The following is a 26,325-nucleotide window of genomic DNA, read 5'->3' on the forward strand; positions in this document are numbered from 1 at the left end:
ACTCAGACGCGCAAACAGTAGCAGCGCTTTATGACTACCAAGTGACGAAAGCATGAAATGTGCGTTGCATTCACGTATTAACTAATTGTTTATTAATGTCATTTCTCTGCAGCGTGTTTGTAATATTGGTCTGTTATAGCAGGTGCCATTACTGACATTGATGTTATTAAGTGGCGAAAAAATGCGCTGACTATAAAGAAATTGGCGACTAAGGAAGCATCTTGGTAGGCTTTAGGGTTATAATCTTCTTCTCTATGTATAAATAACCAGTAGCTTAGCCATGATTGATCCCTCACTTTTACTCGACGGTTTAAACGACAAACAACGCGAAGCGGTTGCTGCACCGTTGGAAAATCTTCTCGTATTGGCGGGGGCTGGCAGTGGTAAAACCCGCGTACTTGTACACCGTATTGCGTGGTTGATGTCGGTGGAGCAGTCGTCACCGTTTTCCATTATGTCGGTTACCTTTACCAATAAAGCCGCCCGAGAAATGCGCGGACGGATTGATGAGCTGATGATGGGAAGTTCATCCGGCATGTGGAACGGCACGTTTCATGGTATCTGCCATCGTATTCTGCGTGCTCATTATTTGGATGCTAAGCTACCGGAAGATTTCCAAATTATTGACTCTGATGATCAGCAACGCCTGTTGCGCCGTATCATTAAAGCGCAAAATCTTGATGAAAAGCAGTGGCAACCAAAGCCTGTTTCTTGGTGGATTAATGGTAAGAAAGATGAAGGTCTGCGCCCTTCTCATATTGATGCTTACCATGATCCAGTGACACAAACCTATCTGAAACTGTATTCGACGTATCAAGATGCCTGTGATCGCGCTGGGCTGGTGGATTTTGCGGAGATTTTGCTGCGTAGCTTAGAGCTACTACGTGATAACAAGTACATCCGTGAGCATTACCAAGCACGCTTTAAGCACATTCTGGTCGACGAATTTCAAGATACCAACAACATCCAGTATGCCTGGTTGCGTATGATGGCGGGGCCCGATGCGCATGTCATGATCGTCGGGGATGATGACCAATCTATTTATGGTTGGCGTGGCGCGAAAGTCGAAAATATCGAGAAATTCACGGTTGAGTTTCCTAGTGTCAAAACCATTCGTTTGGAACAAAATTATCGCTCGACGGGGACAATACTCGAAGCGTCGAATACGCTGATTTCCAATAACACTGAGCGCATGGGTAAAAAGCTGTGGACCGACGGCCAAGATGGCGAACCAATTTCGGTGTACTCTGCCTTTAATGAAATTGATGAATCACGCTTTGTGGTCAATAAAATTAAAGAGTGGCACGAACAAGGCGGCGCTTTATCGGATACCGCGATTTTATACCGTAATAATGCGCAATCTCGAGTATTAGAAGAGTCTCTCCTCCAAGCGAATTTAGCGTATCGTATTTATGGTGGTATGCGCTTCTTCGATCGTTTAGAAGTGAAAGATGCGCTGAGTTACTTGCGTTTAATGTCGAATCGTAATGATGACGCGGCTTTTGAGCGTGTGGTGAATACACCAACCCGGGGTTTAGGTGATAAAACACTGGAAACCATTCGGTTTGCTGCGCGAGATCGTGGCTGCACACTGTGGGATGCGAGTACTGCGTTACTCAACGAGAAAGTATTAACGGGCCGAGCCTCATCAGCGCTTAGCCGCTTTGTTGAGCTAGTGAATGCACTGGAAGATGATACCCATGAATTGCCACTGCACGAACAGACCAATCATGTGATCCACACTTCGGGCTTGTATACGATGTATGAGCAAGAAAAAGGTGAGAAATCGAAAGCGCGTCTTGAGAACTTAGAAGAATTGGTCACGGCCACACGCCAGTTTGTTAAGCCAGAAGAAGCCGAAGAAATGTCATTACTGACGGCTTTCTTGACCCATGCGGCACTTGAGGCCGGTGAAGGCCAAGCGGATGAGTTTGATGACGCGGTACAGCTAATGACATTGCACAGTGCCAAAGGCCTTGAATTCCCAATGGTGTTTATGGTGGGTGTCGAAGAGGGCATGTTCCCAAGTCAAATGTCGGCAGAAGAAGCCGGACGCTTGGAAGAAGAGCGTCGCCTCTGTTATGTCGGTATGACACGTGCGATGAAGAAGCTGTATATCACTTACGCAGAAATGCGCCGTTTATATGGGCAAGATAAGTATCACAAGCAATCTCGTTTTATTCGTGAATTGCCAGAGACTTGTTTAGATGAAGTGCGTATGAAAGCGCAAGTGAGTCGCCCAACGAACACTGGACGCTTTAGTCAAACCGTCGCGAAAGAAAACTTCAATGAAACTGGCTTCACGCTTGGTGCTCGTGTTTCGCATCCTAAATTTGGTGAAGGTACGATTATCAATTTTGAAGGGAGTGGGCCACAGAGCCGAGTACAAGTTGCGTTTAATGGTGAAGGCATAAAGTGGTTAGTCACCGCTTACGCTAAGCTAGAAAAAATGTAAGGTTTTTAGGGCGGTCATGAGGGCGATGACTTTCGTGACCTAGCTAAAGAGACATGTATTCTAGGATTGTAAGCAAAGAAAAACCCCGAGGGCAAAAGCCCATCGGGGTTATAGTCTTACTCGCAGCAATCCAGCTACTAAGAGTGCTCCCTGCATCTATTCCTTGATAAGTGCGCTGCAATCCTTCAGCTTAATCCTTTCATCGCCATCCTAGCGGTGTCCTTGACCCATCCTGGTCCACTAACTATCCTAGTTAGCTCTCATCACTTGTTCCCTGAGCGGTGTCCTTAACATCATCCTGATGTTTTATTCCCTGCCTCATCCGAGAGGTGATCCTTGTTCATTCCTTTGTCGTTACCATCCTAGTAACGAAATGCGTCCGTTCACTGTCCGCTTTGCTATCCGTGCTGATTATTCATCCTGAATAACCAAATCTTCATCCTGAAGATGACCTAAATCCTTGGTCTTTATCCACTTCCTACCGACTCCCTGTCGACAGGATTCATATTACTCATTTACAAAAACTGGACAATAGAGGGTAAAAAGGATTATTACAAAAAAAATACTCAAAATACCTCCTTGGTATTAATAATCAATAAGTTAACTATACTTTAGGAGTGTAATCCCACGTAGAAAGAGATATATCCTACTAGCTCTGTAAGAGATATCTCACAAGTGTAATAGGTGATCAGCCCTACTTACTACTATGGAGTAATATTGCTAAAAAGTCGCGAAGAGGGCGTAAGGTGATCAAGCGCACATATGTAATGTATGTGCATAATTATTACATTTTATTGTGTGATATCTCGCGAGTGAAATATCAGCGATATTAGCAATGCCGCTGTCGGTATAAAAATATATGCATAAAAATTGAGCCATAAATTCACTAAAGGCAGCATTGATTAATACTCACATCAACTTTGCGGTTTTATTCGCCACAGAACCCCTCTACAATATCCGATCTAATGAGTGACTGCCGAGGCCGGCGCTTATCGACTTTCCCCAAGAACAGAGATCCGCATGACTGCTACTTTACCTGCTGAACAATCTGACACTCCTATTGCCCCTCACACGGTGTTGCGTGACGTATTTGGTTACCAAACATTCCGTGTAGGACAACAAGAGGTGATTGATGCCGCAATTGCTGGGCAAGACAGTTTAGTGATCATGCCTACAGGGGGAGGAAAATCACTGTGCTACCAGATTCCTGCTTTAGTGCTTGAGGGAATTACCCTCGTGATTTCGCCACTGATTTCTTTAATGAAAGACCAAGTCGATCAGTTAAAAGCTAACGGTGTGGCGGCCGAATGCGTCAACTCAACCATGACACGTGAAGCATTGCAGTCGGTTTATAGCCGCATTCATTCTGGACAGCTTAAGTTATTATACGTCTCGCCAGAGCGAGTTCTCACTCGAGATTTCCTCGAACGACTCGATACCATGCATATTTCTATGATTGCGGTTGATGAAGCGCACTGTATTTCACAGTGGGGGCATGACTTTAGACGGGAATATGCAGCGCTAGGGCAACTTAAACAGCGATTCCAGCATGTGCCGATGATGGCGTTGACTGCCACTGCTGATGACGCCACTCGTAGTGATATTTTGAGTCGGTTAAGTTTGATTGAGCCTCATGTGTATTTAGGCAGCTTTGATCGTCCGAATATTCGCTACACCTTAATGGAAAAGCATAAGCCGGTTGCACAAGTGGTGCGTTACATCACCACGACACAACGCGGACAGTGCGGCATTATTTATTGCGGCAGTCGTAAAAAAGTCGAAATGGTGACCGAGAAACTGTGTAATAACCATATTCGCGCCGCTGGGTATCACGCGGGCATGGAAACCGATGAGCGAGCTTGGGTACAAGAAGCCTTTCAGCGCGATGATGTACAAATAGTTGTGGCGACGGTGGCCTTTGGGATGGGGATCAATAAGCCTAACGTTAGGTTTGTCTTGCACTTTGATATTCCACGTAACATTGAGTCCTATTACCAAGAAACTGGCCGAGCTGGCCGGGATGGGCTACCAGCAGAAGCGGTCATGCTTTATGACCCGTCGGACATCAACTGGTTGCGCAGGATGTTAGATGAAAAAGAAGATGGCCCCCAAAAACAGGTAGAGACTCACAAGCTTAATGCCATGAATAGTTTTGCCGAAGCGCAAACGTGTCGTCGCCAAGTGTTGCTAAATTACTTTGGTGAGTATCGCGAGAAGCCGTGCGGTAACTGTGATGTCTGTTTAGACCCTCCCAAGCGTTTTGATGCGACAGAAGAGGCGCGTAAAGCGTTATCTTGCGTGTATCGGGTCAATCAAAGCTTTGGCGTGAGTTATATCGTCGAAGTGTTACGTGGCATGCAAAACATTCGTGTGCGCGAAAATGGTCATGATAAAATTTCCACGTATGGTATCGGGCGTGATCATAGCCACGATTACTGGGTCAGTATTTTTCGCCAGTTGATTCATAAAGGCTTGTTGCATCAAAATATTACTCGCAACTCGACTCTGCAACTTACCGAAGAGGCAAGACCGCTATTACGTGGCGATATGGAATTAGAATTAGCCGTACCACGCTTGGATACAGCGGCTCGCTCGGCGAAATCCGATAAATTATCCAGTAAAAATTACGATAAAAAACTGTTCGCTAAATTACGTAATCTGCGCAAAAGCATTGCAGATGAAGAAGAGTTGCCACCTTATGTTGTCTTTAACGACGCAACACTGATTGAAATGGCTGAAATGTTACCCACGTCTTATGGCGAGATGTTAGCGGTCAACGGCGTAGGGCAACGTAAACTCGATAAATACGCCGATGCCTTTCTTGACCTTATTCAGGAGCACTTGACTAATCATGGCTAATTTTACCGTTAATACAGACGCTCTTCCTCAAGGAAAATTACTGATTCTTAGCCCGGCGTGGGATTTTGATTCGTTTCCTGAGCTGGGTAATACTCTAATCTCGATGCTCTCAGCATCGGTGAAAGAGCGGCAGATGGATGCGGATTTGCATACCTGGTTGATTGATTTTGAGGGAACAGATTTATTGTTAAGGGCAGAACATTACAGTGAATCGATTTGGCTAGAGACCTTATCAAACGATGAGGGGCAAGACGTGCTTCGCTTTATCGCCACCTTATTGCCATCACCTGAGCGGTCATCTACCTAACCCGCCGATAAGTCATCACGCTAACAGGGCACACCGCACGCGAGCGGTGTGCCTAGCTCTGCCCTTATATAATGCATACCGTGTCGCGCCATCGCGATGCTCGATGAATGGTGCAGCGTGCTATGAACATGCTCCGTACTGGTTAGCGCCAGTGTGTATAGCAAGCAGTATCCTTGCTGTCCCTACTAGATAAGCCGATGCGGCGCGCCCCTATGTGCCTTTCTAGCACCGTCATTGTTCACCTTCTCTCCATCTTGCTATAGAGCGCTTACTGAAAGAATAAGTGGATCTACATGATAATGATAATTAGAATGGTTCTCATATATTAAATCATCAGAGATGAAGTTTCAGAGGTCGTAATGTTTACAATTTCGGATGTAACATTGGTTCGTAATGCGCGCAAGATTCTTTCTGTCGAGCAGCTCTCCATTCCGACCGATCAACTGACAGTGGTGCTGGGGCACAATGGCTCGGGGAAGTCGACCTTAATGAGTCTGTTGGCCGGCCAGCAAACGGCAGACAGCGGCACGGTAAAGTTGCATGAGCACGTTATTAGTGAGCTAGGCGCCAAAGAGTTAGCCAAAAAAATTGCGTTTTTGCCGCAAAATTTACCGGCCAGCGCCGGAATGACCGTGAGAGAGTTGGTACGTTTGGGGCGCTTTCCGTGGCGAGGTGCGTTAGGCCGTTGGCGTCAAGACGATAGCGCAATTGTTGATGAAGCCATCGCCAAAACCGGGATGATGGAATTTGCCAATACCTTAGTGGATGATTTGTCCGGTGGTGAGCGCCAGCGAGCTTGGGTCGCGATGTTATTAGCGCAGCAGTCGCCAGTGCTGATTCTTGATGAACCGACATCAGCGCTCGATATACAGCACCAATATCAATTGTTATCCCTATTGGCAGAGCTCAACCAACAACATCAATGCGGCATTATTGTCATTTTGCATGATCTAAATTTAGCGTTACGTTATGCCACCCATATTGTGGCGTTGCGTGAGGGCAGCATCGCCTTTTCAGGGCCAGTTTCCACGTTACATGATGAACAACGCCTATCTGAACTTTATCAAACCCCGATTAAATTAATGGATCATCCTGATTCTCAGGGGACAGACACAATAAATAAGGTGGCGGTGGTATGCGCATAAACTCTCGTATTTTGGCAGGCTTGTTGATGTTATTGGTCGGGGGCATGGCAAACCTAGCCATGGCGCAGCCAATCACCGTGACAGATGATGTTGGCACTCATACGTTCGAGCACATTCCTAAGCGAGTGGCGGTTTTAGACTGGAATCTTATTGAGCAAGTGATTGAATTAGGTGTCACGCCACTGACGGCGACGGATGTGAAATCGTATGGGCAGTGGGTGGTGAAACCAGCATTACCTAAAGCGGTGCACGATGTAGGTACGCGCGGTGAGCCGAATTTAGAGAAGATTGCGGCGCTTAAGCCAGATGTCATTTTGATCACTCAGTCCCAAAAGCCCTTAATGGCACGCTTAAAGCAGATTGCGCCTGTCTTGTATTACGACAATTTTTCTCCTGAGGTCAACTCTGCCAAGGTGGCGATTGATAATTTTAAACGCATTGCCCACTTACTGGGGAAAGAAGACGTGGCGCAGGATAAGCTTACGGCGATGAATGCACATTTTGTCATGCTGAAACAAAAAATCGCGCAGCATTTTAAGGGGCAGCCACCAAAAGTATTACCGATGCGATTAGCCGACACTACCTCAGCGTATATCTATACCAAAAACTCGATGTCAAATTATGTGCTTGAGCAGCTTGGCTTGCAGCCAGCGCTCGCGCTTGCGCCGGGCAAGTGGAATATTGTGCAAAAGCCAATTGAAGATTTGCAGCATATCCAACAGGGTTATGTGTTGTATATTTTGCCGTTTAACCAAGAAAAGCAACTGCAAAAATCGTTTTTATGGCAAGCCATGCCGTTTGTTCGCAAGCATCATGTTAACGCTGTGCGTTCGGTGTGGAGTTATGGTGGCGCGATGTCTTTACAGTATATGGCGGATGCGTATACCGATAGCTTGCTTGAGATGCCGGTGGAGTGATGAGTTATAAGCACTTGTTGGTCGCCAGCAATTTTTTGATCGTAATAATATTGGCCAGTCTGCAAATCAACCAGCCGATTGGCATCGCACAGCAGTGGCATTTGCTATTCAGTCCCGATGCGGCCAGTGCATTTAATGACTTTAAATTTTTGTATGCGCAGCTACCGCGTGCGGTCATTGCTGTGTTGGTCGGGGCAATGCTCGGACTCGTTGGCAGCCTGATGCAGCAGCTCACCCAAAACCGCTTAACCTCACCGCTTACTCTAGGCACGTCTTCAGGGGCGTGGTTGGCGCTGATTGTTATCAATATTTGGTGGCCAGATGCGGCGAAAGATTATCATGCGTTGGCGGCGATGGCGGGAGCCATATTGGCTTTTGGCCTAATTCTCTTGATTACCGGTATGGATAATATGACCGGGTTACCCATGGTGATCTCGGGTATGGTCATAAATATTCTCTTGGGCGCGATTGCCGGTGCGATCGTCCTGCTTCATCAGCAATACGCACAAAATGTGTTTATGTGGGGAGCCGGTGATCTTGCCCAAAATGGCTGGGAGTGGGTGCAATGGTTGTGGCCAAGGCTCTTGCCAACTGTTCTGTTATTGATTGTTGCCCCGCGTATTTTATTTTTACTTCGATTAGGCCAGCAAGGCGCGCAAGCGCGAGGTGTCGCGGTTATTCCTGCCTTTTTTGTATTAATGTTGATTGGGGTTTGGTTAGTCTCGGCGGCGATTACTGCGGTGGGCTTGATAGGCTTTATTGGCTTACTGACCCCTAATATTGTGCGCTCGTTGGGGGCGCGTACCCCAAAAATGGAGTTGATCGCCAGTATGGTGTTTGGCGCATTATTGCTGCTCAGCACCGATATATTGGCACAAGGACTAAGCCTGTGGATAGGACAGGTGTTACCAAGCGGAGTGACCGCTGCGGCTATAGGCGCACCAGCTCTGATTTGGTTCAGTCGTCGTCAGATGCAGGCACAAGATAACATCGCCATTGCGCTACCGGGGTCACGTTCATACGTTAGTGTCCCAGTGATAGTGAGTGTGACCAGCATGGCGCTACTCGGGTTAGCCTGCTATTTCTTGATACAGATTAACGAGCAAAGTTGGCACTGGGCACTGCCTTCTGCTTATCAATGGATGCTACGTTGGCCTCGCGTACTTACGGCACTGATGACCGGTTTTGCACTGGCACTGGCTGGCACCATTTTACAACGTTTAATTTATAACCCACTCGCCAGCCCTGATATTTTAGGTGTGTCTGCGGGAGCAACCTTTGCATTAATTGTAAGCAGTTTGTTTTTTGGACAATCGTTAATGTCAATGCAATGGGGTACAGCGTTGTTGGGTAGCCTCGTTGTGTTGGTGATTTTACTGCTCTTGGGGCGTCGCCATCATTATGCGCCTGCTAGCGTTATCCTCACGGGGATTGCTATGTCGGCACTGTTACAAGCGTTTGTCCAATTTTGCTTAGCACAAGGTAATCAAGACAGTTATCAGATTTTGCAGTGGTTAGCGGGCTCGACTTATCGAGTAACGGCAAGCCAAGCCATGCTTCTCACCGGGCTGGTGGTCGTATTAGGGGGGTTGAGCCTTATGATGTCGCGCGCATTAACGTTACTGTCGATTAGCCGGTCTTTTGCTAAGGCTCGCGGTTTACCCACCTCGTTAACCTCTATCGCACTATTGGTGATTGTGGCGTTGCTGTGCGCGGTCGCGACAGCGAGCATGGGACCGGTGTCTTTTGTCGGACTAGTTGCCCCTCATTTGGCACGTATGTTGGGTGCGCAGCGTACCAAAGCGCAACTACTATTAGGCGGCGTCATGGGGGCGACTGCGATGATTTGGGCTGATTGGTTAGGACAAGTGGTGCTATACCCTAACCAAATAGCGGCAGGAACCTTTGTGGCGATCCTTGGCGCGCTCTATTTTCTTGGCCTCTTAATCGTCAATCGTATTAATGCTAGGCGCTAGTTAAGCTTGATGCGGGTCAGTTGGCATAGCGCGTTACGCAGGCTGAGCACAGGTTATGTGTGTCATGAGGTGAGCAGGCGATGAACTCACCTCATTTCCTGCTCATATTCATTTAATGACGGTTTGAAACTAGACCACAATATCAGGAAGTGAACCGCGAAATAGGTAAAGCTGGCTATTGAAAAGGGCATGCATTCACAATATTATAATGATAATAAAAACAATTATCATTTACATATTGCCAGAGGTTACTATGCCATCCTTTCGCTGCTCTAGCGTAAACGTTGCTGTGCTCACAGCATTGTCACTTAGCTCTACAAGCCCTGTATTTGCCGCGCAAACAAGCGCCGAAACCGATAAAAAATCAACGGATTCAGTACAAGAGGTGATTACTGTGCAAGGTTCACAAGTGGATATTGGTGGCGTATATCAAGGTGGGCAAGTCGCGCGCACAGGCCGAGCCGGTTTGCTGGGCAATATGGATATGATGGATACGCCGTTTTCTAGTACCAATTACACAGCAGATTTAATTCGTGATCAGCAAGCAAAAAGTGTCGCGGATGTGATGCTTAATGACCCTACTGTTCGGGTCGCAAGAGGTTTTGGTAATTTTCAAGAACTCTACATGATTCGTGGTTTTAACGTCTATTCTGACGATATGACGTTAAATGGTGTCTACGGAATTTTGCCTCGCCAATTTGTGGCCGCACAAATGATGGAGCGTGTTGAAGTATTCCGTGGAGCCAATACGTTTCTCAATGGTGCCGCGCCCGGTGGCAGTGCGGTGGGCGGATTGATTAATATCGTCCCGAAACGAGCCGGTAGTGAACCATTAACGCGTGTGACCGCGGGTATTCAATCTGGTGGACAAGCATATAGTTCATTAGATTGGAGTCGCCGTTATGGGGATGCTGCGCAAGATGGACTCCGAGTTGGCCTGACGTTACGCGATGGCGATGATGGCGTTGACGACCAGAATACCCAATTAGGCTCACTGACAGTCGGCTGGGATCACCAAGGAGACCAATGGCGTTTATCGGCCGATTTGGGCTATCAAGATCATCATATTGATCAGCCGCGCCCCAGTGTGACGCCATTGACCAGTGCACCATCGCTACCTAATGCCAACGATAATTATGCGCAAAATTGGACCTATACTGATGAGAAACAATTATTCGGTGTGGTGCGTGGCGAGTATGACTTTACTGATGCGACCACCGCATGGCTCGCGGTGGGTGGGCGTCATGGCAGTGAACATAATTTATCGGCCAACCCGACCGCTGACTCTCAAGGCAATTTAACCGCCTACAAATTTGAAAATAAGCGTGAAGATAACATCCTATCGAGCGATGCGGGCGTTCGCCATCGCTTTGTGACAGGGCCCGTTACCCATACCGCGGTGCTTTCTGGTTCTGTATTCTATTCACGATCTAAGAACGCCACAGAATACTCCAATTGGGGCGCGCCGGAGAGCTTGGGTTCTCTGCGTGATTATCAACAGATTACGCAACCACCGACGGATGCGGCAATCTCGGCCAGTTACGGTGATTTAGATGAGCCATCATTAACGCAGCGTAATCTGAATCTAGGGCTGTCAGCCGCAGATACGCTTGCGATGCTGGATGATGCTGTAAAAGTAACGGTGGGAGCACGTTTACAGCGTATTGATCAAAAATCTTATTCTTATACTAGCAGTGATATGACCTCAAGTTACGCGCAAAATGCGGTCACGCCATTTATGGGCGTGGTCTATCAACCGACGTTGGATTGGTCACTATATGCCAATTATGCTGAGGCATTACAGCCCGGCAAAGTTGCGCCACAATCCAATAGCGGAGCCGCCGTGACCAATGCGGGTGAGGTCTTTTCGCCATTGCGCTCGCAGCAATATGAAGTGGGGGCTAAATACGATAATGGCGCATACGGCGGTGCGATTAGTCTATTTCAAATCAACAAAAACACGTATTTATACGATGAGCAGAACCGTTTTAATGATAATGGCGAGCAGCGCAACCGTGGTATTGAGCTAACCGGTTTTGGGCAAGTGTTTGAGCAATTAAATATTCTAGGTGGCGTGACCTTCATTGATGGCGAGCTACATAAAACCCAAAATGGTGTGAATGATGGCCATACGGCGATTGGTGTGCCGGACGTAACGGCTAAGTTAAATCTTGAATGGCTCGTGCCAGCCGTGTCTGGCTTAAGCGTGAATGGCCGAGCTATTTATACGAGCTCTCAGTACATCGATATGGCGAATGAGCATCAATTACCTTCTTGGACACGTTTTGATATGGGCGTGCGTTATACGATGCAAGTAAACAATCAGCTATTAACGCTCAATGCGCGTGTGGAAAATATTGCAGACAAAGATTATTGGGCATCCACCGGAGGATATCCAGGTAGCAATTACCTAGTGCAAGGTGCGCCACGTACCTTTATGTTATCCGCCAGTTACGACTTTTAGCCGCTTATGTCATGCTAAGGATGACGCTGAATCTACCTGCGTCATTCTTAGGTGCCTATCAATGAAAGCATCATTTATTGTGATTTATATTTAGAATTGTATTCCGTAAATGTGACTTATCTTAAGATTCATAGTTTTGATTAAATGAGAGTCTGTTAGAATCCCTGCCATATAAGGTGGCGTTCAAGAGTGGATCTTTTTCGTCAATTTAGTTTCATCCCACATGCTGGTGGGGGAAATCATGAACGATAAGAAAAAGCAAAAGCACAGATTATGAAACATGTCATTGAAATAGAAGATGAGCGCTGCAGTGTTCTGACTCCTGAAGGAAGTTTATTAGTTGCTTTTACTCCGACCTTTCAACCTATTTTTAAACAAGATTATCAAGCGTTATTTGGTTTCGAGTGTTTACCTGAGATGCAGTTTAATGCTGGTGAAGATTATAGTTTTGCCAATTTTTTTCGTGATGCGGATATTCACTGCATAAGAAGCCTAGTGCTTGAGCAAGTAAAGTTTTCCGTCCAGTTTATTCAGAAAACAAAGTGCCGAGTATCTGTAAACTTAGATATGAGTGATCTTTGTGATCCCCATTTCTGCCAACAAGTCCTCGCGTTAAGTGTGCCTAACTTAGTGCTTGAACTTGATGGATATGACTTGGATGACAACCAAGAAATCCAATTAGCCAAGAATCTTCGTCAGTTCGAAAAAACAGGCGTTGAGTTATGGCTAGACAATTACGATGCGCGAGATTCTTCCCATCACCACTATTTAAAATTACGAGAATGGGATGGAGTTAAGTTCGCTCCCGATTTTTCTGAGTATATTTCGCAGAAAATGGCTAAATTGGCATTATTTACCAAGCTGAAAAATCACGCCGATAAAATCATTATCGATGGTGTTAAAAAAGACCATCAGCATGAATTTTCTAAAATGAATGGTGCCTATTCCCAGGGAGGTCACTACTCCTATCCACTTTATGCTCAAGAAGCCCGCCAGTTTGTTGGGTGCTAACCTAATGAGCAAACTTAGCCAAGACGATGTGATAACAAGACAAGCTTAGCTAACTGATCTTTTGATTATTTGCATGATTCTTTTCGTACTCGCACTAAGGTGTATACCATCCGTCTTGATACGCCATACTACCAAAGTTGGCATAGGCATGGGCTTCTTGAATCAGTGTTTCATCTGCTTTACTCGGTGTGAGTTGTTCCTCATTCAGTAAAAACGTTAATGGTTTTTTATGCGGTTGAAAAATGATGGCTTGGTTGCCTTTTAGATAAGCAAAATTCTTATCATATTGCAGCATAGCTCTTGGCTGGTTTTCACTCATAGGCTTAGTAAAATCGTTACCGATCATAGGATGCTCGCCCGAGGCCCCAATCAGTGATAGTAACGTTGGTCCCAAGTCAATTTGACTGGCCAGCCGATTTTCAACTTTATGTGGGACATCGTTGCCAAAGATCACGGCAGGAATATGAAAATGACGAACGGGTACTAAGCTGGCTCCTTGGACCCGTTCGTCATGATCGGCAACTACGACAAAGATAGTATTGTCCCAATATGGCGATTGTTTGGCTTTTTTTATGAACTCGCCCAAGGCGTAATCTGAATATTTGGCGGCATTATTGCGTGTCTGTTTTGGCGTATCGTAGGGCGTGATTGTGCCGTCTGGATAATCATAAGGAGAATGATTGGATGAGGTGAAGACTAAGCTAAAGAAAGGCTTATCTTGTTTACTGAGCTGGGTGAATTCACGATTAGCCTGATCATACAAATCACCATCAGAGGCACCCCAAGACCCTAAGAAATCGATCTTGTGAAAATCGGGCCCTTCAACAATCTCTTGTACCCCATTGCCTAAAAAGAACGTTTTCATATTATCAAAGTGTGCTTCGCCGCCGTAAATAAATTGCGTATGGTAGCCTTGTTGTCCAAGAAAACTCGCGAGTGTGAAGAAATTTTGCTGCGACTTACCCAGCTTAACTACAGAGCGAGCAGGGGTGGGAGTAAATCCTGTCATGACTGCTTCAATGCCACGGACTGAGCGCGTACCTGTGGCGTACAAATGTGTAAAGTTCCAGCCTTCATCCATTATTTTATCTAGATTAGGGGTGAGTGGTAGCCCGCCCAGTTTGCCCACATAACGAGCCCCTAAGCTTTCCTGCAGTAAAATCACGAGGTTTTTTTTACGCTCAGGAAAACTGGATATATGCATGGCTCTTGTCGGTGCGCTCGGATCGGTGTAGTGAGCCTGCGGATTTTGCATGGTGCGATGAATTTGCTGTAACAGTTCATGTTTATCCATCGCGCCATAGAAGTCGGCACTCGACATCTCATTTTGTGCTTGTTTCCAAGCAAAGGCGACAGAATAGGCCGAATTTACGCTCAAATCATTTAATAAATGGTCGGTTGAAAAGGCGACTAACGCTGGGTTGATGGGGCGGTGCTCTAATGTTCCTCGTGCCGCCAAGACAAGCAAACACGTGAGCACGAACTGCATCGCAATTTGCCGAAAGAATAGACCTTTGCTATCACAGCGCCAAACACGGTCAAACAGTTTGGCCAATAACCACCCCGAAAATGCAAGACCTGCCAGCACAATAGCCATCTCGGTTTTATACCCTGCGAACAGCATCGAGGACACTTCTTTTGGGTAAACCAAGTAATCGAGAAACAAGCGGTTGGGGCGTAAATCGTATTCGATGATAAAAGTGGGGGTGATTAACTCAAAGAAGAGAATGAATAAGCTTCCCGCCACGAGGTAAAATTTAAGGGGCAGGCGTAAGTATTGCGGGAGCCGTATTAAGGTCGCGATAATAATCAGTAAAAGAGCGGGGGCGAAGAGGTAACCTAATGAGGACAGATCGATGCGCAGCCCGCCAATAAAAATTTGCGCATAGTGACGGCTCTCAGCAAAGGCTCGCTCACTTTGCCAAATGGAGAGCAGCAACCGTGACAAGCTAAGAATGAGCAAATCCACAATAAAAAAACACAGTAACGGCTGTAGTACGCCAACTTTTAGTAGGCTATTTTTACGAGGCATTAATGTAGCCATAAGATGGTTCCCCAAACGGATAGTGAACAAAGAATACTGATAAGGACAAGTGCGGAACCGATGTTCTTAGCCACGCCGGATAACAAGTGATACTCCAATCCAACCCGATCAATCATTACCTCGATGGCGGTATTGATCATTTCCGCCAACAATACGAATACCATACTCAGAATCACTAACAAGGTGTGGATTGCCGGTAGCTCAAGCCACAAGGCCACCACGGTGAGTGGCACAAACAGTAATAGCTCTTGTTTAAATGCGGCTTCGTTTTGGCACAGCCACTTCAGCCCATTAAAACTATGGACAAAACTATACAGAATCCGGTGAATGCCGGTGCGTTTGATGATGATGTCTGGTTTCATGATTCATCAGCTCTATACGTCATCGTATCGATAGCGAATACCCATACGAGTTTATTAGGAATGCAATCAAGCGGTTCTATAAAAAATTGCGATACAAAACTGAATGCACAGAAGAATGTTCATCACGCTCAAAAAACCGCATACTATTAAAACTTATACGTTCCATACATAGACACCACTTAAATGTATGATTTATGTGATGCCTGTAGGTTTATATGTGTTACCTATTTTTTTATCTGTAAAGCGTACAAAAGGGACTTTATGCAGCAGTCAGGTATATACGAGCAACTAATTACTCAGTTGGTAGAAAAACGTCTGGATCGTGAGCGCTTTTATGTGGGTGAACGTGAACTATCAGCTGGCGAAGCGTCAGTTTGGTTATCACGTTTTTTAGGTAATATTTTGGATTACGCGATCGGCTCGGTGCCAGCGGGTGATCAGCAGTTACAGCAGCAAATCGAGTTATCCAATGAGTTACTACTTTGGTTGAAAGAACGTTTACAAGACGATGGCTTAATCGAAGAAAACCTCCTCGATAGCCAAGGGAAAATACTGACTGCCTTGTATGAACTAGAAAACCCAGTCGCTGCAAACCTGAAGCAGTATGTAAACGATATTTTTCCACTTACTGGACTCACGCAAAGTGAGTTGTTTTGTGGCAGCAATGCAGGCTTATCGTTAGAGTCAGAGCTAAAGCGAGAGATTCTTTCTGCGGATAAAATTTACTGGCTGGTCTCCTTTATCAAATGGGCAGGCATTCGTATCTTTCGCAAAGAGCTTGAAGCATTTACTGCCAGCGGCCGAGAATTGAAAATTATCACCACATCCTATATGGGCGCGACGGATGCTAAAGCCGTGGAGTATTTGGCGAGCCTACCCAATACTGAAGTAAAGCTCAGCTACAACACACAGCAAGAGCGCCTGCATGCCAAGAGTTATTTGTTTCTTCGTGATACTGGCTATCACACTGGCTATATTGGCTCGTCTAACTTATCGCATTCCGCGCTGACTAATGGCCTAGAATGGAACCTGAAAATTACCGCGCAAGAAATTCCTCATATTATCAGTAAGTCGTTGAGCACGTTTGAGACTTACTGGGTATTAAATGAATTCGAGTGCTTCAATGGTGATGCGAGTAGTACGGAAAAGTTAAATCAAGCTTTGAGGCAGCAACGAAGTGGAGATGAACAGAGTCTCACTCATTTCTTCGACATTAAGCCGTTCCCTCATCAGAGTGAAATCTTAGAACGGTTGACGGTAGAGAGAGACATTCATCAGCGTTTTCGTAACCTTGTGGTTGCTGCCACAGGAACAGGTAAAACACTAATCTCTGCGTTTGATTTTGCCCGTGTTGTAAAGCACAAGCCTAATGCGACCTTTTTGTTTGTCGCGCATCGAGAAGAAATTCTGAAGCAAGCTCGTGCTGCTTATCGTGGTGTGTTGCGCGATGGTGCATTTGGCGAGCTTTGGGTCGGTGGATATTCACCAGCTCACTATCGACAGCTGTTTGTCTCGGTTCAAACGCTCAATAATCAATTGGATCAGCTTAAACTCACACCGGACTTTTATGATTACATCGTCATCGATGAAGTGCATCACATATCGGCGAGCAGTTATAGACAAGTATTGGAATATTTTCAGCCAAGTCTCTTGCTCGGTTTAACTGCGACACCTGAACGCCATGATGGCGGCGATATTCTGGCTGATTTCGGGGGAGTAATCGCGGCAGAGCTTCGTTTGCCCGAAGCTATTAATCGTCGTTATTTATCGCCGTTTCAGTATTTTGGTATCGATGATGACACGGATTTAAGATCGATTTCATGGAGTCGTGGTCGCTATGACATTACACAACTGACCAATCTATATACTCACAATCAAGCTCGTTTTGATAAAATACTGCTAAGTTTGCAGGAGATCGTCACTGATATTAGTCAAATGAAGGCGTTAGCATTTTGTGTCAGCCGTGACCATGCTCAATATATGGTGCGTCAACTGTTACTCAAAGGCATCAAAGCGGATTTTCTAACCAGTGATAATGCTCATGAACGGCAAAATAAGCAGCAAGCGATACGCAGTGGAGACATCAATGTGTTGTGTGTCGTTGATATCTTCAATGAAGGTATCGACATTCCCGAAGTCGATACCTTGCTTTTCTTAAGGCCTACAGAGAGTCTCACCATCTTTTTGCAGCAGCTTGGAAGGGGGTTGCGTCTAGCTGAGGGAAAAGAATGTTGTACAGTTCTTGATTTTGTCGGGAATTCACGACCAGAGTATGATTTTGCCAATAAATTCAGATCTCTAGTGGGGCGAAGTCCTAAAGCGGTTAGTGATGAAATCAAACAAGGCTTTCCGCATGCGCCGCTCGGGTGTCGAATCGAACTTACCAAGCGGACTCAAGAGATGGTGTTGAGTAATATTAGTCAGGCTTCGCTTACATTGAAGCGCTTAGTTGCAATGATTCGACAATACCCGCAACATTCTACTTTACCGTTGACGTTGGCAAATTTTCTTGCCCAGCATCCGCATATTAATCTGAACGAGCTTTACAAACGTGGCAGCTGGCTCGAGCTAGTTGCGAAATCCAAAGATGAAGTCAAAGAATCAAGTGTCGATGAAGGCACTTTTAAAATGCTTAAAAAGGCGATTCATAGCCGTATCCTTAGTTGTGATGATCATGCGTACCTGGGTTTTTTGAAGCAGCTATGCCAAAACAATTTTGCGATCACAGACACGACAAATCGACAGGTGCTGATGTGTCATTACGACTTCTGGCAGAAAACAGGATCTGATGCAGGTTTTGAGTCACTTGAGCATAGTTTGAAAGCACTTCACCGATTGGGCGTTACAGATGAACTGCTCGATGTAGTGACTTGGCAGCAGATGCAAACCAAACACGAACAGCCTGAAATGCTTAATCTTGAGCAGGTGCCACTTAGGCTGCACGCCCGCTATGCCCGCGAGCAAATATTAGTAGCGTTTGGTGCTATCACATTTGAGCGTCAACCGCCTGCGCGAGAAGGTGTGTTCGTTATTAAAGACGATAATATTGAGCTGTTGTTTGTCACGCTTGATAAAAATGAAAAGCAGTTTTCACCGACCACCATGTACCACGACTACGCGATCAACGAATTACTTTTTCATTGGCAATCGCAAAATAGTGCAAGGCCGGAGCGTGGACGTGGTTTGGAATACATTCAGCATAAAAAAATTGGTAAACGTTTATTCTTATTTGTGCGAGAGCAAAGCAAAGACGAATACGGCCGCACCATGGGATTTGTGAACTACGGGGAAGTGGAGTACGTGTCTCACACCGGCTCGCAGCCGATGAGCATTACATGGCAACTGCAAACACCCATGCCGCATTTTATGTGGCAGCAGGTAGCGAAATTAGCTGTGGGATAAGTGAGTGGATAGGGGCACTATCCACTCACTAGGTGATTACTCAATATTCTGGATCTGCTCTCGCATTTGTTCAATTAAAACTTTGAGTTCCACACCGGAGGCGGTGATGTCGGTACTGATGGATTTAGATGCGAGCGTGTTGGATTCACGGTTAAACTCTTGCATCATAAAATCAAGGCGACGGCCACAAGAGCCACCTTTGTTGAGTACGTTCGTCGCTTCTTTAACGTGCGAGTCTAAACGGTCGAGTTCTTCTGCAACATCGGATTTTTGCGCGAGGAGAATCATCTCTTGCTCAACGCGCGATGAATCTAATTCGATTTGTGCCTCTTCAAATTTAGTGCGTAGGCGATCACGTTGCCATTCAAGAATTTCAGGCATGCGATTTCTAACTTTTACCACTTCGTCACTAATGGCTTGCAGGCGGTGCTCAATGAGCGCTTTCATGTTGTCGCCTTCACTTGCACGGGCAGCAATAAAGTCAGTCATGGCGTCTTCAAACGCGCCAAGCAAATCTTGATTAATGACGTCCATATCTTGCTCTGGCGTTTCCATTACACCCGGCCATTGCATGATCTGAAATGGGCTAACGCGGCTTGGCTCGCCAGTCATGTGCATGACTTTATTAGCCGCTTCAATCACTTGCTGAGCTAATGTCTCATTAATGTTGAGAGCACTTTGCGCAGCAGGGTTGGCTTCAAAGCGTAAGTGACACTCGACTTTACCGCGCGCAAGACGCTTACGAAAACGCTCACGCAGTACTGGCTCAAGGCCACGAAATTGCTCTGGGAGGCGGAAATAGGTTTCTAGGTAACGTTGGTTAACCGAACGGATTTCCCATACGGCGCTGCCCCAATCGCCTTTCACTTCTTTGCGTGCGTACGCGGTCATGCTGTAAATCATTAGTGTGTCCTTAGCTCTTAACTTTTCAGGCCATTTCAAACATAAATCATAGTAACATAAATCCCTTGGAATCAATCAGCGTTGCGTGGTTTGTCTGTGAGTCTGATTTATTATCTAGGCTCTGCTTAGGGTAGGAAGCGTATACGATTTCCGTTATAATCCTTTCCCAATCGGTATCTTCTCACCTAATCAAGGCTAAAGATTATGCGTCCAAATGACCGCGCTGTAGATCAAATTCGTCCTATAAAAATTACTCGTAACTACACCGCGTATGCTGAAGGGTCGGTACTGGTTGAGTTTGGCAATACCAAGGTATTGTGTAACGCCACTGTAGAAGAAAACGTACCGCGCTGGTTAAAAGGCCAGAAGAAAGGTTGGATAACCGCAGAGTATGGCATGTTACCTCGTGCGACTCATAAACGTACCCGTCGTGAAGCGGCCAGTGGTAAACAGGGCGGACGTACTATGGAAATCCAACGTCTGATCGCGCGTAGCTTGCGTGCTGTTGTTGATAGAGCGGTCATGGGTGAAATTATGATAACGGTGGATTGCGATGTTATTCAGGCGGATGGCGGCACACGCACTGCGGCCATTACGGGAGCAAGTGTTGCCATGGCTGATGCCTTTTCGCAGCTCATTTCCGCAGGTAAATTGAAGAAAAACCCCATGAAAGGCCATGTGGCAGCGGTATCTGTGGGTATTTTGGGTGATGAGGTATTGTGCGATTTAGAATATGTGGAAGATTCCAATGCCGATACTGATATGAATGTAGTCATGACCGAAGATGGCAAAATGATTGAAGTACAGGGCACCGCAGAAGGTCAGCCGTTCAGTCATGACGAGTTACTGCGTTTATTAGCGAGTGCTCAGAAAGGGATTGCCGATATTGTTCAGGCGCAGAAAGATGCCCTAACCGATTAGTTTTTATAAATAGCTCCTTGAGAAAGGGGCTATTTTTTTATGTTTTTTATGCCATCGCAAGGAATAAGGCGGCGGTAAACACATCATGACCCGACCGAGAAAGGTCAAGACAAGACAGTTAAGTAGGAGAAAAGAATGAAAGCGTACCAGCGTGAGTTTATTGAGTTTGCTCTTGAGAAAGAAGTATTAAAGTTTGGAGAGTTTACTTTAAAATCTGGACGTACAAGCCCTTATTTTTTTAACGCTGGCCTCTTCAATACTGGACGTGATTTAGCGCGCTTAGGCCGATTTTACGCCGCTGCGTTAGCGGATTCAGGAATTGATTATGATGTGTTGTTTGGCCCTGCTTATAAAGGCATTCCTATTGCGACCACGACAGCCGTAGCGCTGGCAGATCATCATGATACGGATACGCCGTACTGTTTTAACCGCAAAGAAGCGAAAGATCATGGGGAAGGCGGTAGCCTAGTCGGTAGCCCATTGGAAGGGCGAATTATGCTGGTAGATGATGTGATTACCGCAGGGACAGCGATTCGTGAATCGATGCAAATCATTCAACAAAATGGCGCAGATTTAGCCGGTGTGCTAGTGGCGATTGATCGCCAAGAAAAAGGCAATGGTGAACTCTCGGCGATTCAAGAAGTGGAACGTGACTTTGGTTGTTCGGTAATCGCGATTGTGAGCTTAAATGACTTGGTAACGTTCTTAGAAGAGCGTGGTGATAGTGCTGAGCATTTAGAAGCAGTGAAATATTACCGTGAACAATATGGCGTGGTTGCTTAAGTTCGAGTCTCACTCCCCCCGCTAAGGGGGGAGCTGAGGCGGACTTTTACTGCCTTGGAGACGCCATTGACGGCGATGGGTTATTTGTAACGGCGCGCCCCTTTTGCAGAAGGGTCTGGTTCATGTTTAAAGCGGCGGTGTAGCCACATCCACTGCTCTGGCGCACGGAGAATTACCTCTTCTACGTGTTGATTCATTAACGCCGCGGCAGCTTTTTGGTCATCAAGAGGGAAACTCTCCGTCACATCTTTATCCGCGATAACTTCATAGCGGCCTTGTTGGTTACGAAATCCAGATCCCATGACAATCGCACACTTACTCATCTTCGCTAGAATACTAGTGCCTGTCGTTGTACAAGCGTCCTCAACGGCAAAAAACGGCACGTATTCGGCTTTTTTGCGGCCATAGTCATGATCAGGTAAATAAAACAAGCGCTGACCTTCACGTAGTACACGAATCATCTTTTTTAGATCTTTACGGTCGACTAATGTGTTGCCATTGTGTGAGCGGCCCCAATATTGTATCCAGTTATAGGCCGGATTGGTGTGGGGACGAAATACGCCGCAACCGGGCATCCCAACAATACCAAAAGCGCGCGCTGTGACCTCTAAATTGAGAGCGTGGACACAACACAGCAAGACCCCACGGCCTTCTTGTTCGTATTGATTTAATGGTTGCATATCATTATGAATAATCAAGCGCTTAAAGCGCCACGTTGGCCAAAACCACGCGATGCCTGTTTCCGCTAAGCCAGCGCCGGTATTTTTGAAGTTTTCTAACACAAAGGCATCAATTTCTTCAGATGTCATGGTTGGAAATGCCAATTCCAAATTGCGACGAGCCGTGTGTACACGGCCTTTACCAAAACGCATCGCCATTTTACCGAAACTGCGGCCAATCGCGAGCAGTAGCGAGTAAGGCATTATATTGACAATTAATGCGAGGCTAAGAAAGCCTAACCAAATACCCCAGTATTTAGGGTGTAAAAGAGCAAGAGAAAACTTCGGTCTTTCAAAGTCTAAATGTGGCTTCATAATGTTTACTTAATCTGTGCAATTAACAGAGCCCAGTACTGATCAAAGTTTGCAGTTGGCAGGTGTTTAAAATCAGAGCGAACAAACCGGTTCAAACTGCCTTCTACTTGCCCGAGTAGCTGAGCGGCCAAAATATTATCATCAACAGGAAAAGATTTGCCTTCACGGATTTTACGCTCTCTTATCACTTGGCGTAGAGAGGTTTCGATACGTTCATAAAGCTGGTTTATACGGTCACGTAAACGTTCATTCTCAAACATTAAAGCATGACCGGATAAAATTCTTGTTAGACCTGGGTTACGTTCTGAAAAGGCGAGTAATAATTGAATAACTAAACGTAGACGGCTTAACGTGTCTTTTTCTTCTTCCAATATGAGATTGATACGAGTCATTAGCGAATCTTCAATAAATTCGATCAATCCTTCAAACATGCGAGCTTTACTCGGGAAATGGCGATATAGCGCTGCTTCCGATACTCCGACTTGTTTTGCCAGTTTTGCCGTGGTAATACGTGAGGCTCCCTCATGAGACTCAAGCATTTCCGCAAGAGCCTGTAGGATTTCTTCACGACGATTTGATTTCTTGGTGCCGGCCATAACCCCATTATCCTTTTACTTTCCACTACATTATACAAATACGCTTCCTGAAAGCTTTCACTATTAAGTTATAGTGAAAGCTTGGCAGAAACGCTCAGGGAAGTGATTAAAGTTGTTGATTAATTAATAGCATTAGGGAGTGAGCAAGTTGTTTTTTACTTGCTAAAGGTAAAGAGTGCTCACCATCATGCCAATAAACAGTTAATGCATTATCGTTACTATTGAAACCTTGACCTGCAACGGAAACATCGTTGGCACAAATCATATCAAGATTTTTTTTCAGTAACTTACCACGAGCATACGAGGCCACATCTTGAGTTTCTGCGGCAAAACCGACGGTATACGGACGGTTTTCAGCCAGTGCCGCAACCGCTGCCACGATGTCAGGATTTTTAACCATAGTAATCGTCATTTGATCACTGTTATCGGTTTTCTTCATCTTTTGCTCTGCGATGTGTGCTGCACGGTAATCAGCCACGGCGGCACAGCCAATGAAAACATCATGATAGGGCGCATGTTCCATGACAGCGGTATGCATATCACTCGCACTTATTACTTCTAAGCGCGTCACACCTTCAGGTGTATTTAGGGTAACTGGGCCAGTCACCAATGTAACATCTGCGCCAAGTTGTGCCGCCGCTGCCGCCAGCGCAAAGCCCATTTTTCCAGAACTATGATTACTAATATAGCGTACAGGGTCCAATGCTTCACGGGTTGGTCCTGCCGTTAAAAGCACGCGTTTACCTTGCAGCGGTTTCGGGCCAAAAAATTGTTGGCAGTGTTCAACAATCGCCATAGGGTCGAGCATACGGCCTGGGCCAACATCACCACAGGCTTGTTCGCCTGCATCTGGGCCCCAAATTTCAAAACCTCGGCGGGTTAACGTGACTAAGTTCTCTTGCGTCGCGAGGTTACGGTACATTTGTTGATTCATCGCAGGAGCTAGCGCTACCGGTGCATTGGTTGCAAGTACCAATGTGGATAATAAATCATTGCCCATGCCGGCACTAATGCGTGCCATCACATCAGCGGTGGCAGGCGCGATTAAAATCAAGTCCGCCCATTTCGCCAACTCAATATGTCCCATTGAGGCCTCAGCCGCAGGATCGAATAGACTATCAGAGACCGGTTGTCCTGATACGGCTTGCATGGTTAAAGGAGTAATAAAAGCTTGGGCTGCTTGGGTCATCACGACGCGGACAGTGGCCCCACGCTCAATTAAGCGACGGGTTAGCTCTGCACATTTGTACGCAGCAATACCGCCACTAATACCCAGCAGAATGTTCTTTCCTGCTAATGTTTGCATTCTTAAATTCCTCAACAAAGACGGTCGCTATGCTAGCACAACTCCCGAGATATGTCAGAGCTGTGCCAATTCCATTTCAGTAAAAATAAAGGGAAGTGAGTTCCAAATAATGGATGATAACGCGGCATGGAAAACAATCAGTTCAGTGAGATCACTCGAAGACATCGTGACGATAGCTTGCCGTTATATTGGCTCAGGGGATAGTACAGACACGTGTTTGAGGAGGCGGAGGCCGCTATGAAATTAAAGCATTTACCGACAGAATCTCTGCCGCGTGAAAAATTATTATGCCGTGGCGCACATGCGCTCACCGATGCTGAGCTGTTAGCGATTTTTCTCAGGACAGGCATCACGGGAATGAATGTGGTGGTGTTAGCCGATATGCTCTTACAAGAATTTGGTTCACTGCGGGCGTTATTTTCCTCATCACAGCGGGATTTTTGCCAGCACAAGGGATTAGGTATGGCCAAATATGTGCAATTACAAGCGGTATTAGAAATGTCTCAGCGCTACTTAGCTGAAACGCTACAGCGAGGAGATGCACTCACTAGTCCTCAACAAACCAAATTGTACCTGTCGAGTCGATTGCGAGATCGCCAGCGCGAAGCGTTCTATTTATTGTTTCTTGATAATCAACATCGGGTGATTTGCGATGAGATACTGTTTGAAGGGACGATTGATGCGGCAAGTGTTTATCCACGTGAAGTGGTTAAACGATCACTGTATCATAATGCAGCCGCCGTTATTCTGGCACATAATCACCCTTCCGGAGTGGCCGAGCCCAGCCAAGCAGACCGGCGGATTACCGTTAGGCTGACAGATGCACTCGGGCTAGTCGACATTCGCGTGCTTGATCATTTTGTGGTTGGGGATGGTGAAGTGGTGTCTTTTGCGGAACGTGGGTGGCTATAAATATCGATGACACGTGCATTTTTAACATAAGTTATCGATAAGTCGGCGAAAAAATACCCAAGTAAAAAATTTTTTAAAAAAATTATATTCTCGCGTAAATAGAATTAATTTTTAAAAATAAGGGTCTTAATAGCAAAAGTGGAATGAAACACAACTTTTCAAGGACAACCATAGGGTTAGTATTGAACATATAAGCACTTTTTCCCTTGTTAGTTGGCTAAAATCTGATACTATTCGCAGACATTTTTTAACACCAATCAGCTCGCCAGAGAAAAAAGATCAGTGATTTCTTGAAAAAGGATCTGTTCGGGTCTTGAGCAATGCATGGCAAGTTAGTATAATGCGCGACCTTTGATAGCCTTGTATGGATTTACCATACTGGTTTTTACCTCAGTTGAGGTTCGGCCAGCAAGCAAGGTTGATATCGAGCTGAAACGATTTGGAGAAGACATTACATGTCCCGAGTATGCCAAGTAACTGGTAAGCGTCCAGTAGCGGGTAACAACCGTTCACACGCACGAAATGCTACTAAGCGTCGTTTTCTGCCGAACCTACAAACTCATCGTTTCTGGGTAGAGAGCGAAAAACGTTTTGTTAAACTACGTCTAACTGCTAAAGGCATGCGTATTATCGATAAGAAAGGCATCGAAGCCGTTCTTGGTGATATCCGTGCACGTGGCGAAAACGTTTAAGAGGAATTGAACCATGGCTAAAGGCATTCGTGAGAAAATCCGTCTAGTATCTTCTGCAGGTACTGGTCACTTCTACACTACTGACAAAAACAAACGTAACATGCCAGGCAAATTTGAGATCAAGAAATTTGATCCAGTTGTCCGCAAACACGTTGCTTACAAAGAAGCGAAAATTAAATAATTTTTGCTCTGTCATAAGTGTTATAAAAACCCAGCCTTTTGGTTGGGTTTTTTAT

Annotated in this window: 20 protein-coding genes; 14 read left to right on the top strand and 6 right to left on the bottom strand. The window is 45.8% G+C overall.

Annotated features, from left to right (window positions below; translation table 11 throughout):
- Nucleotides 1–280 precede the first annotated feature (280 nt).
- From uvrD to OCU30_RS00495, 8 genes are all read left to right on the top strand, one after another.
- Nucleotides 281–2,455 (top strand): DNA helicase II, encoded by a 2,175-nt coding sequence (gene uvrD / locus OCU30_RS00460; protein WP_077313894.1) that lies wholly within the window; start codon nt 281–283, stop codon nt 2,453–2,455.
- A 1,020-nt stretch (nt 2,456–3,475) separates the two neighbouring features.
- Nucleotides 3,476–5,314 (top strand): ATP-dependent DNA helicase RecQ, encoded by a 1,839-nt coding sequence (gene recQ / locus OCU30_RS00465; protein ID WP_077313893.1) that lies wholly within the window; start codon nt 3,476–3,478, stop codon nt 5,312–5,314.
- Nucleotides 5,307–5,621 (top strand): DUF3630 family protein, encoded by a 315-nt coding sequence (locus tag OCU30_RS00470; RefSeq protein ID WP_077313892.1) that lies wholly within the window; start codon nt 5,307–5,309, stop codon nt 5,619–5,621. The genes recQ and OCU30_RS00470 overlap by 8 nt, the downstream gene beginning before the upstream one ends.
- 359 nt (nt 5,622–5,980) lie before the next feature.
- Nucleotides 5,981–6,766: an ABC transporter ATP-binding protein gene (locus OCU30_RS00475; protein WP_077313891.1), complete on the top strand. Its 786-nt coding sequence runs from the start codon at nt 5,981–5,983 to the stop codon at nt 6,764–6,766.
- The gene (locus OCU30_RS00480) at nt 6,757–7,683 is read left to right on the top strand and encodes an iron-siderophore ABC transporter substrate-binding protein (protein ID WP_438695851.1); all 927 of its coding nucleotides are present in this window, start codon (nt 6,757–6,759) and stop codon (nt 7,681–7,683) included. Before OCU30_RS00475 ends, OCU30_RS00480 begins: the two co-directional genes overlap by 10 nt.
- Complete coding sequence (fhuB, locus tag OCU30_RS00485; protein WP_077313890.1) at nt 7,683–9,659, top strand: Fe(3+)-hydroxamate ABC transporter permease FhuB; 1,977 nt, start codon at nt 7,683–7,685, stop codon at nt 9,657–9,659. The genes OCU30_RS00480 and fhuB overlap by 1 nt, the downstream gene beginning before the upstream one ends.
- A gap of 253 nt (nt 9,660–9,912) precedes the next feature.
- Entirely contained in the window at nt 9,913–12,123 is a 2,211-nt protein-coding gene (locus OCU30_RS00490) for a TonB-dependent receptor (protein ID WP_077313889.1), read from the top strand.
- A 273-nt stretch (nt 12,124–12,396) separates the two neighbouring features.
- Nucleotides 12,397–13,134 (top strand): EAL domain-containing protein, encoded by a 738-nt coding sequence (locus OCU30_RS00495; protein ID WP_077313888.1) that lies wholly within the window; start codon nt 12,397–12,399, stop codon nt 13,132–13,134.
- A 94-nt stretch (nt 13,135–13,228) separates the two neighbouring features.
- Here OCU30_RS00495 and OCU30_RS00500 read toward each other — a convergent pair whose 3' ends face one another.
- Nucleotides 13,229–15,178: an LTA synthase family protein gene (locus OCU30_RS00500; protein WP_095532901.1), complete on the bottom strand. Its 1,950-nt coding sequence runs from the start codon at nt 15,176–15,178 to the stop codon at nt 13,229–13,231.
- Complete coding sequence (locus tag OCU30_RS00505) at nt 15,166–15,540, bottom strand: diacylglycerol kinase (RefSeq protein WP_077313887.1); 375 nt, start codon at nt 15,538–15,540, stop codon at nt 15,166–15,168. Before OCU30_RS00505 ends, OCU30_RS00500 begins: the two co-directional genes overlap by 13 nt.
- 261 nt (nt 15,541–15,801) lie before the next feature.
- Between OCU30_RS00505 and OCU30_RS00510 the strand changes: the two genes are divergently transcribed.
- Nucleotides 15,802–18,942 (top strand): DEAD/DEAH box helicase, encoded by a 3,141-nt coding sequence (locus OCU30_RS00510; protein ID WP_077313886.1) that lies wholly within the window; start codon nt 15,802–15,804, stop codon nt 18,940–18,942.
- A 36-nt stretch (nt 18,943–18,978) separates the two neighbouring features.
- On the opposite strand, the gene OCU30_RS00515 is transcribed toward OCU30_RS00510, so the two are convergent.
- Nucleotides 18,979–19,845 carry a YicC/YloC family endoribonuclease gene (locus OCU30_RS00515; protein WP_077313885.1) on the bottom strand — a complete coding sequence of 289 codons (867 nt, stop codon included), beginning with the start codon at nt 19,843–19,845 and terminating at the stop codon, nt 18,979–18,981.
- Nucleotides 19,846–20,049: 204 nt separating this feature from the next.
- On the opposite strand from OCU30_RS00515, the gene rph reads away from it, so the two are divergent.
- Both rph and pyrE read left to right on the top strand, forming a co-directional pair.
- Complete coding sequence (gene rph, locus OCU30_RS00520; RefSeq protein WP_077313884.1) at nt 20,050–20,766, top strand: ribonuclease PH; 717 nt, start codon at nt 20,050–20,052, stop codon at nt 20,764–20,766.
- 135 nt (nt 20,767–20,901) lie between these two features.
- Nucleotides 20,902–21,549, top strand: coding sequence for an orotate phosphoribosyltransferase (pyrE, locus tag OCU30_RS00525; protein WP_077313883.1), 648 nt, complete (start codon nt 20,902–20,904; stop codon nt 21,547–21,549).
- Between the two features lie 80 nt (nt 21,550–21,629).
- On the opposite strand, the gene lpxL is transcribed toward pyrE, so the two are convergent.
- The 3 genes from lpxL to coaBC all read right to left on the bottom strand — a co-directional run bounded on the left by lpxL (nt 21,630) and on the right by coaBC (nt 24,485).
- On the bottom strand, nt 21,630–22,583 hold the full coding sequence (gene lpxL, locus OCU30_RS00530) for an LpxL/LpxP family Kdo(2)-lipid IV(A) lauroyl/palmitoleoyl acyltransferase (RefSeq protein WP_077313882.1): 954 nt from the start codon (nt 22,581–22,583) through the stop codon (nt 21,630–21,632).
- A gap of 5 nt (nt 22,584–22,588) precedes the next feature.
- A complete protein-coding gene (slmA, locus tag OCU30_RS00535; RefSeq protein ID WP_077313881.1) occupies nt 22,589–23,179 on the bottom strand; it encodes a nucleoid occlusion factor SlmA in 591 nt (196 codons plus the stop codon).
- A 106-nt stretch (nt 23,180–23,285) separates the two neighbouring features.
- The gene (gene coaBC, locus OCU30_RS00540) at nt 23,286–24,485 is read right to left on the bottom strand and encodes a bifunctional phosphopantothenoylcysteine decarboxylase/phosphopantothenate--cysteine ligase CoaBC (RefSeq protein WP_077313880.1); all 1,200 of its coding nucleotides are present in this window, start codon (nt 24,483–24,485) and stop codon (nt 23,286–23,288) included.
- Nucleotides 24,486–24,722: 237 nt separating this feature from the next.
- Between coaBC and radC the strand changes: the two genes are divergently transcribed.
- From radC to rpmG, 3 genes are all read left to right on the top strand, one after another.
- Nucleotides 24,723–25,397: a RadC family protein gene (gene radC / locus OCU30_RS00545; protein WP_077313879.1), complete on the top strand. Its 675-nt coding sequence runs from the start codon at nt 24,723–24,725 to the stop codon at nt 25,395–25,397.
- 455 nt (nt 25,398–25,852) lie between these two features.
- Complete coding sequence (gene rpmB, locus OCU30_RS00550; protein ID WP_077313878.1) at nt 25,853–26,089, top strand: 50S ribosomal protein L28; 237 nt, start codon at nt 25,853–25,855, stop codon at nt 26,087–26,089.
- Nucleotides 26,090–26,102: 13 nt separating this feature from the next.
- The gene (gene rpmG / locus OCU30_RS00555) at nt 26,103–26,270 is read left to right on the top strand and encodes a 50S ribosomal protein L33 (RefSeq protein WP_077313877.1); all 168 of its coding nucleotides are present in this window, start codon (nt 26,103–26,105) and stop codon (nt 26,268–26,270) included.
- Nucleotides 26,271–26,325 lie beyond the last annotated feature (55 nt).

The organism is Vibrio palustris, assembly GCF_024346995.1.
Classification (GTDB): Bacteria; Pseudomonadota; Gammaproteobacteria; order Enterobacterales; family Vibrionaceae; genus Vibrio; species Vibrio palustris.

Coding starts and splice junctions, on each gene's coding strand:
- uvrD (WP_077313894.1), top strand. CDS start 281: ATGATTGATCCCTCACTTTTACTCGACGGTTTAAACGACAAACAACGC.
- recQ (WP_077313893.1), top strand. CDS start 3,476: ATGACTGCTACTTTACCTGCTGAACAATCTGACACTCCTATTGCCCCT.
- OCU30_RS00470 (WP_077313892.1), top strand. CDS start 5,307: ATGGCTAATTTTACCGTTAATACAGACGCTCTTCCTCAAGGAAAATTA.
- OCU30_RS00475 (WP_077313891.1), top strand. CDS start 5,981: ATGTTTACAATTTCGGATGTAACATTGGTTCGTAATGCGCGCAAGATT.
- OCU30_RS00480 (WP_438695851.1), top strand. CDS start 6,757: ATGCGCATAAACTCTCGTATTTTGGCAGGCTTGTTGATGTTATTGGTC.
- fhuB (WP_077313890.1), top strand. CDS start 7,683: ATGAGTTATAAGCACTTGTTGGTCGCCAGCAATTTTTTGATCGTAATA.
- OCU30_RS00490 (WP_077313889.1), top strand. CDS start 9,913: ATGCCATCCTTTCGCTGCTCTAGCGTAAACGTTGCTGTGCTCACAGCA.
- OCU30_RS00495 (WP_077313888.1), top strand. CDS start 12,397: ATGAAACATGTCATTGAAATAGAAGATGAGCGCTGCAGTGTTCTGACT.
- OCU30_RS00500 (WP_095532901.1), bottom strand. CDS start 15,178: ATGGCTACATTAATGCCTCGTAAAAATAGCCTACTAAAAGTTGGCGTA.
- OCU30_RS00505 (WP_077313887.1), bottom strand. CDS start 15,540: ATGAAACCAGACATCATCATCAAACGCACCGGCATTCACCGGATTCTG.
- OCU30_RS00510 (WP_077313886.1), top strand. CDS start 15,802: ATGCAGCAGTCAGGTATATACGAGCAACTAATTACTCAGTTGGTAGAA.
- OCU30_RS00515 (WP_077313885.1), bottom strand. CDS start 19,845: ATGATTTACAGCATGACCGCGTACGCACGCAAAGAAGTGAAAGGCGAT.
- rph (WP_077313884.1), top strand. CDS start 20,050: ATGCGTCCAAATGACCGCGCTGTAGATCAAATTCGTCCTATAAAAATT.
- pyrE (WP_077313883.1), top strand. CDS start 20,902: ATGAAAGCGTACCAGCGTGAGTTTATTGAGTTTGCTCTTGAGAAAGAA.
- lpxL (WP_077313882.1), bottom strand. CDS start 22,583: ATGAAGCCACATTTAGACTTTGAAAGACCGAAGTTTTCTCTTGCTCTT.
- slmA (WP_077313881.1), bottom strand. CDS start 23,179: ATGGCCGGCACCAAGAAATCAAATCGTCGTGAAGAAATCCTACAGGCT.
- coaBC (WP_077313880.1), bottom strand. CDS start 24,485: ATGCAAACATTAGCAGGAAAGAACATTCTGCTGGGTATTAGTGGCGGT.
- radC (WP_077313879.1), top strand. CDS start 24,723: ATGAAATTAAAGCATTTACCGACAGAATCTCTGCCGCGTGAAAAATTA.
- rpmB (WP_077313878.1), top strand. CDS start 25,853: ATGTCCCGAGTATGCCAAGTAACTGGTAAGCGTCCAGTAGCGGGTAAC.
- rpmG (WP_077313877.1), top strand. CDS start 26,103: ATGGCTAAAGGCATTCGTGAGAAAATCCGTCTAGTATCTTCTGCAGGT.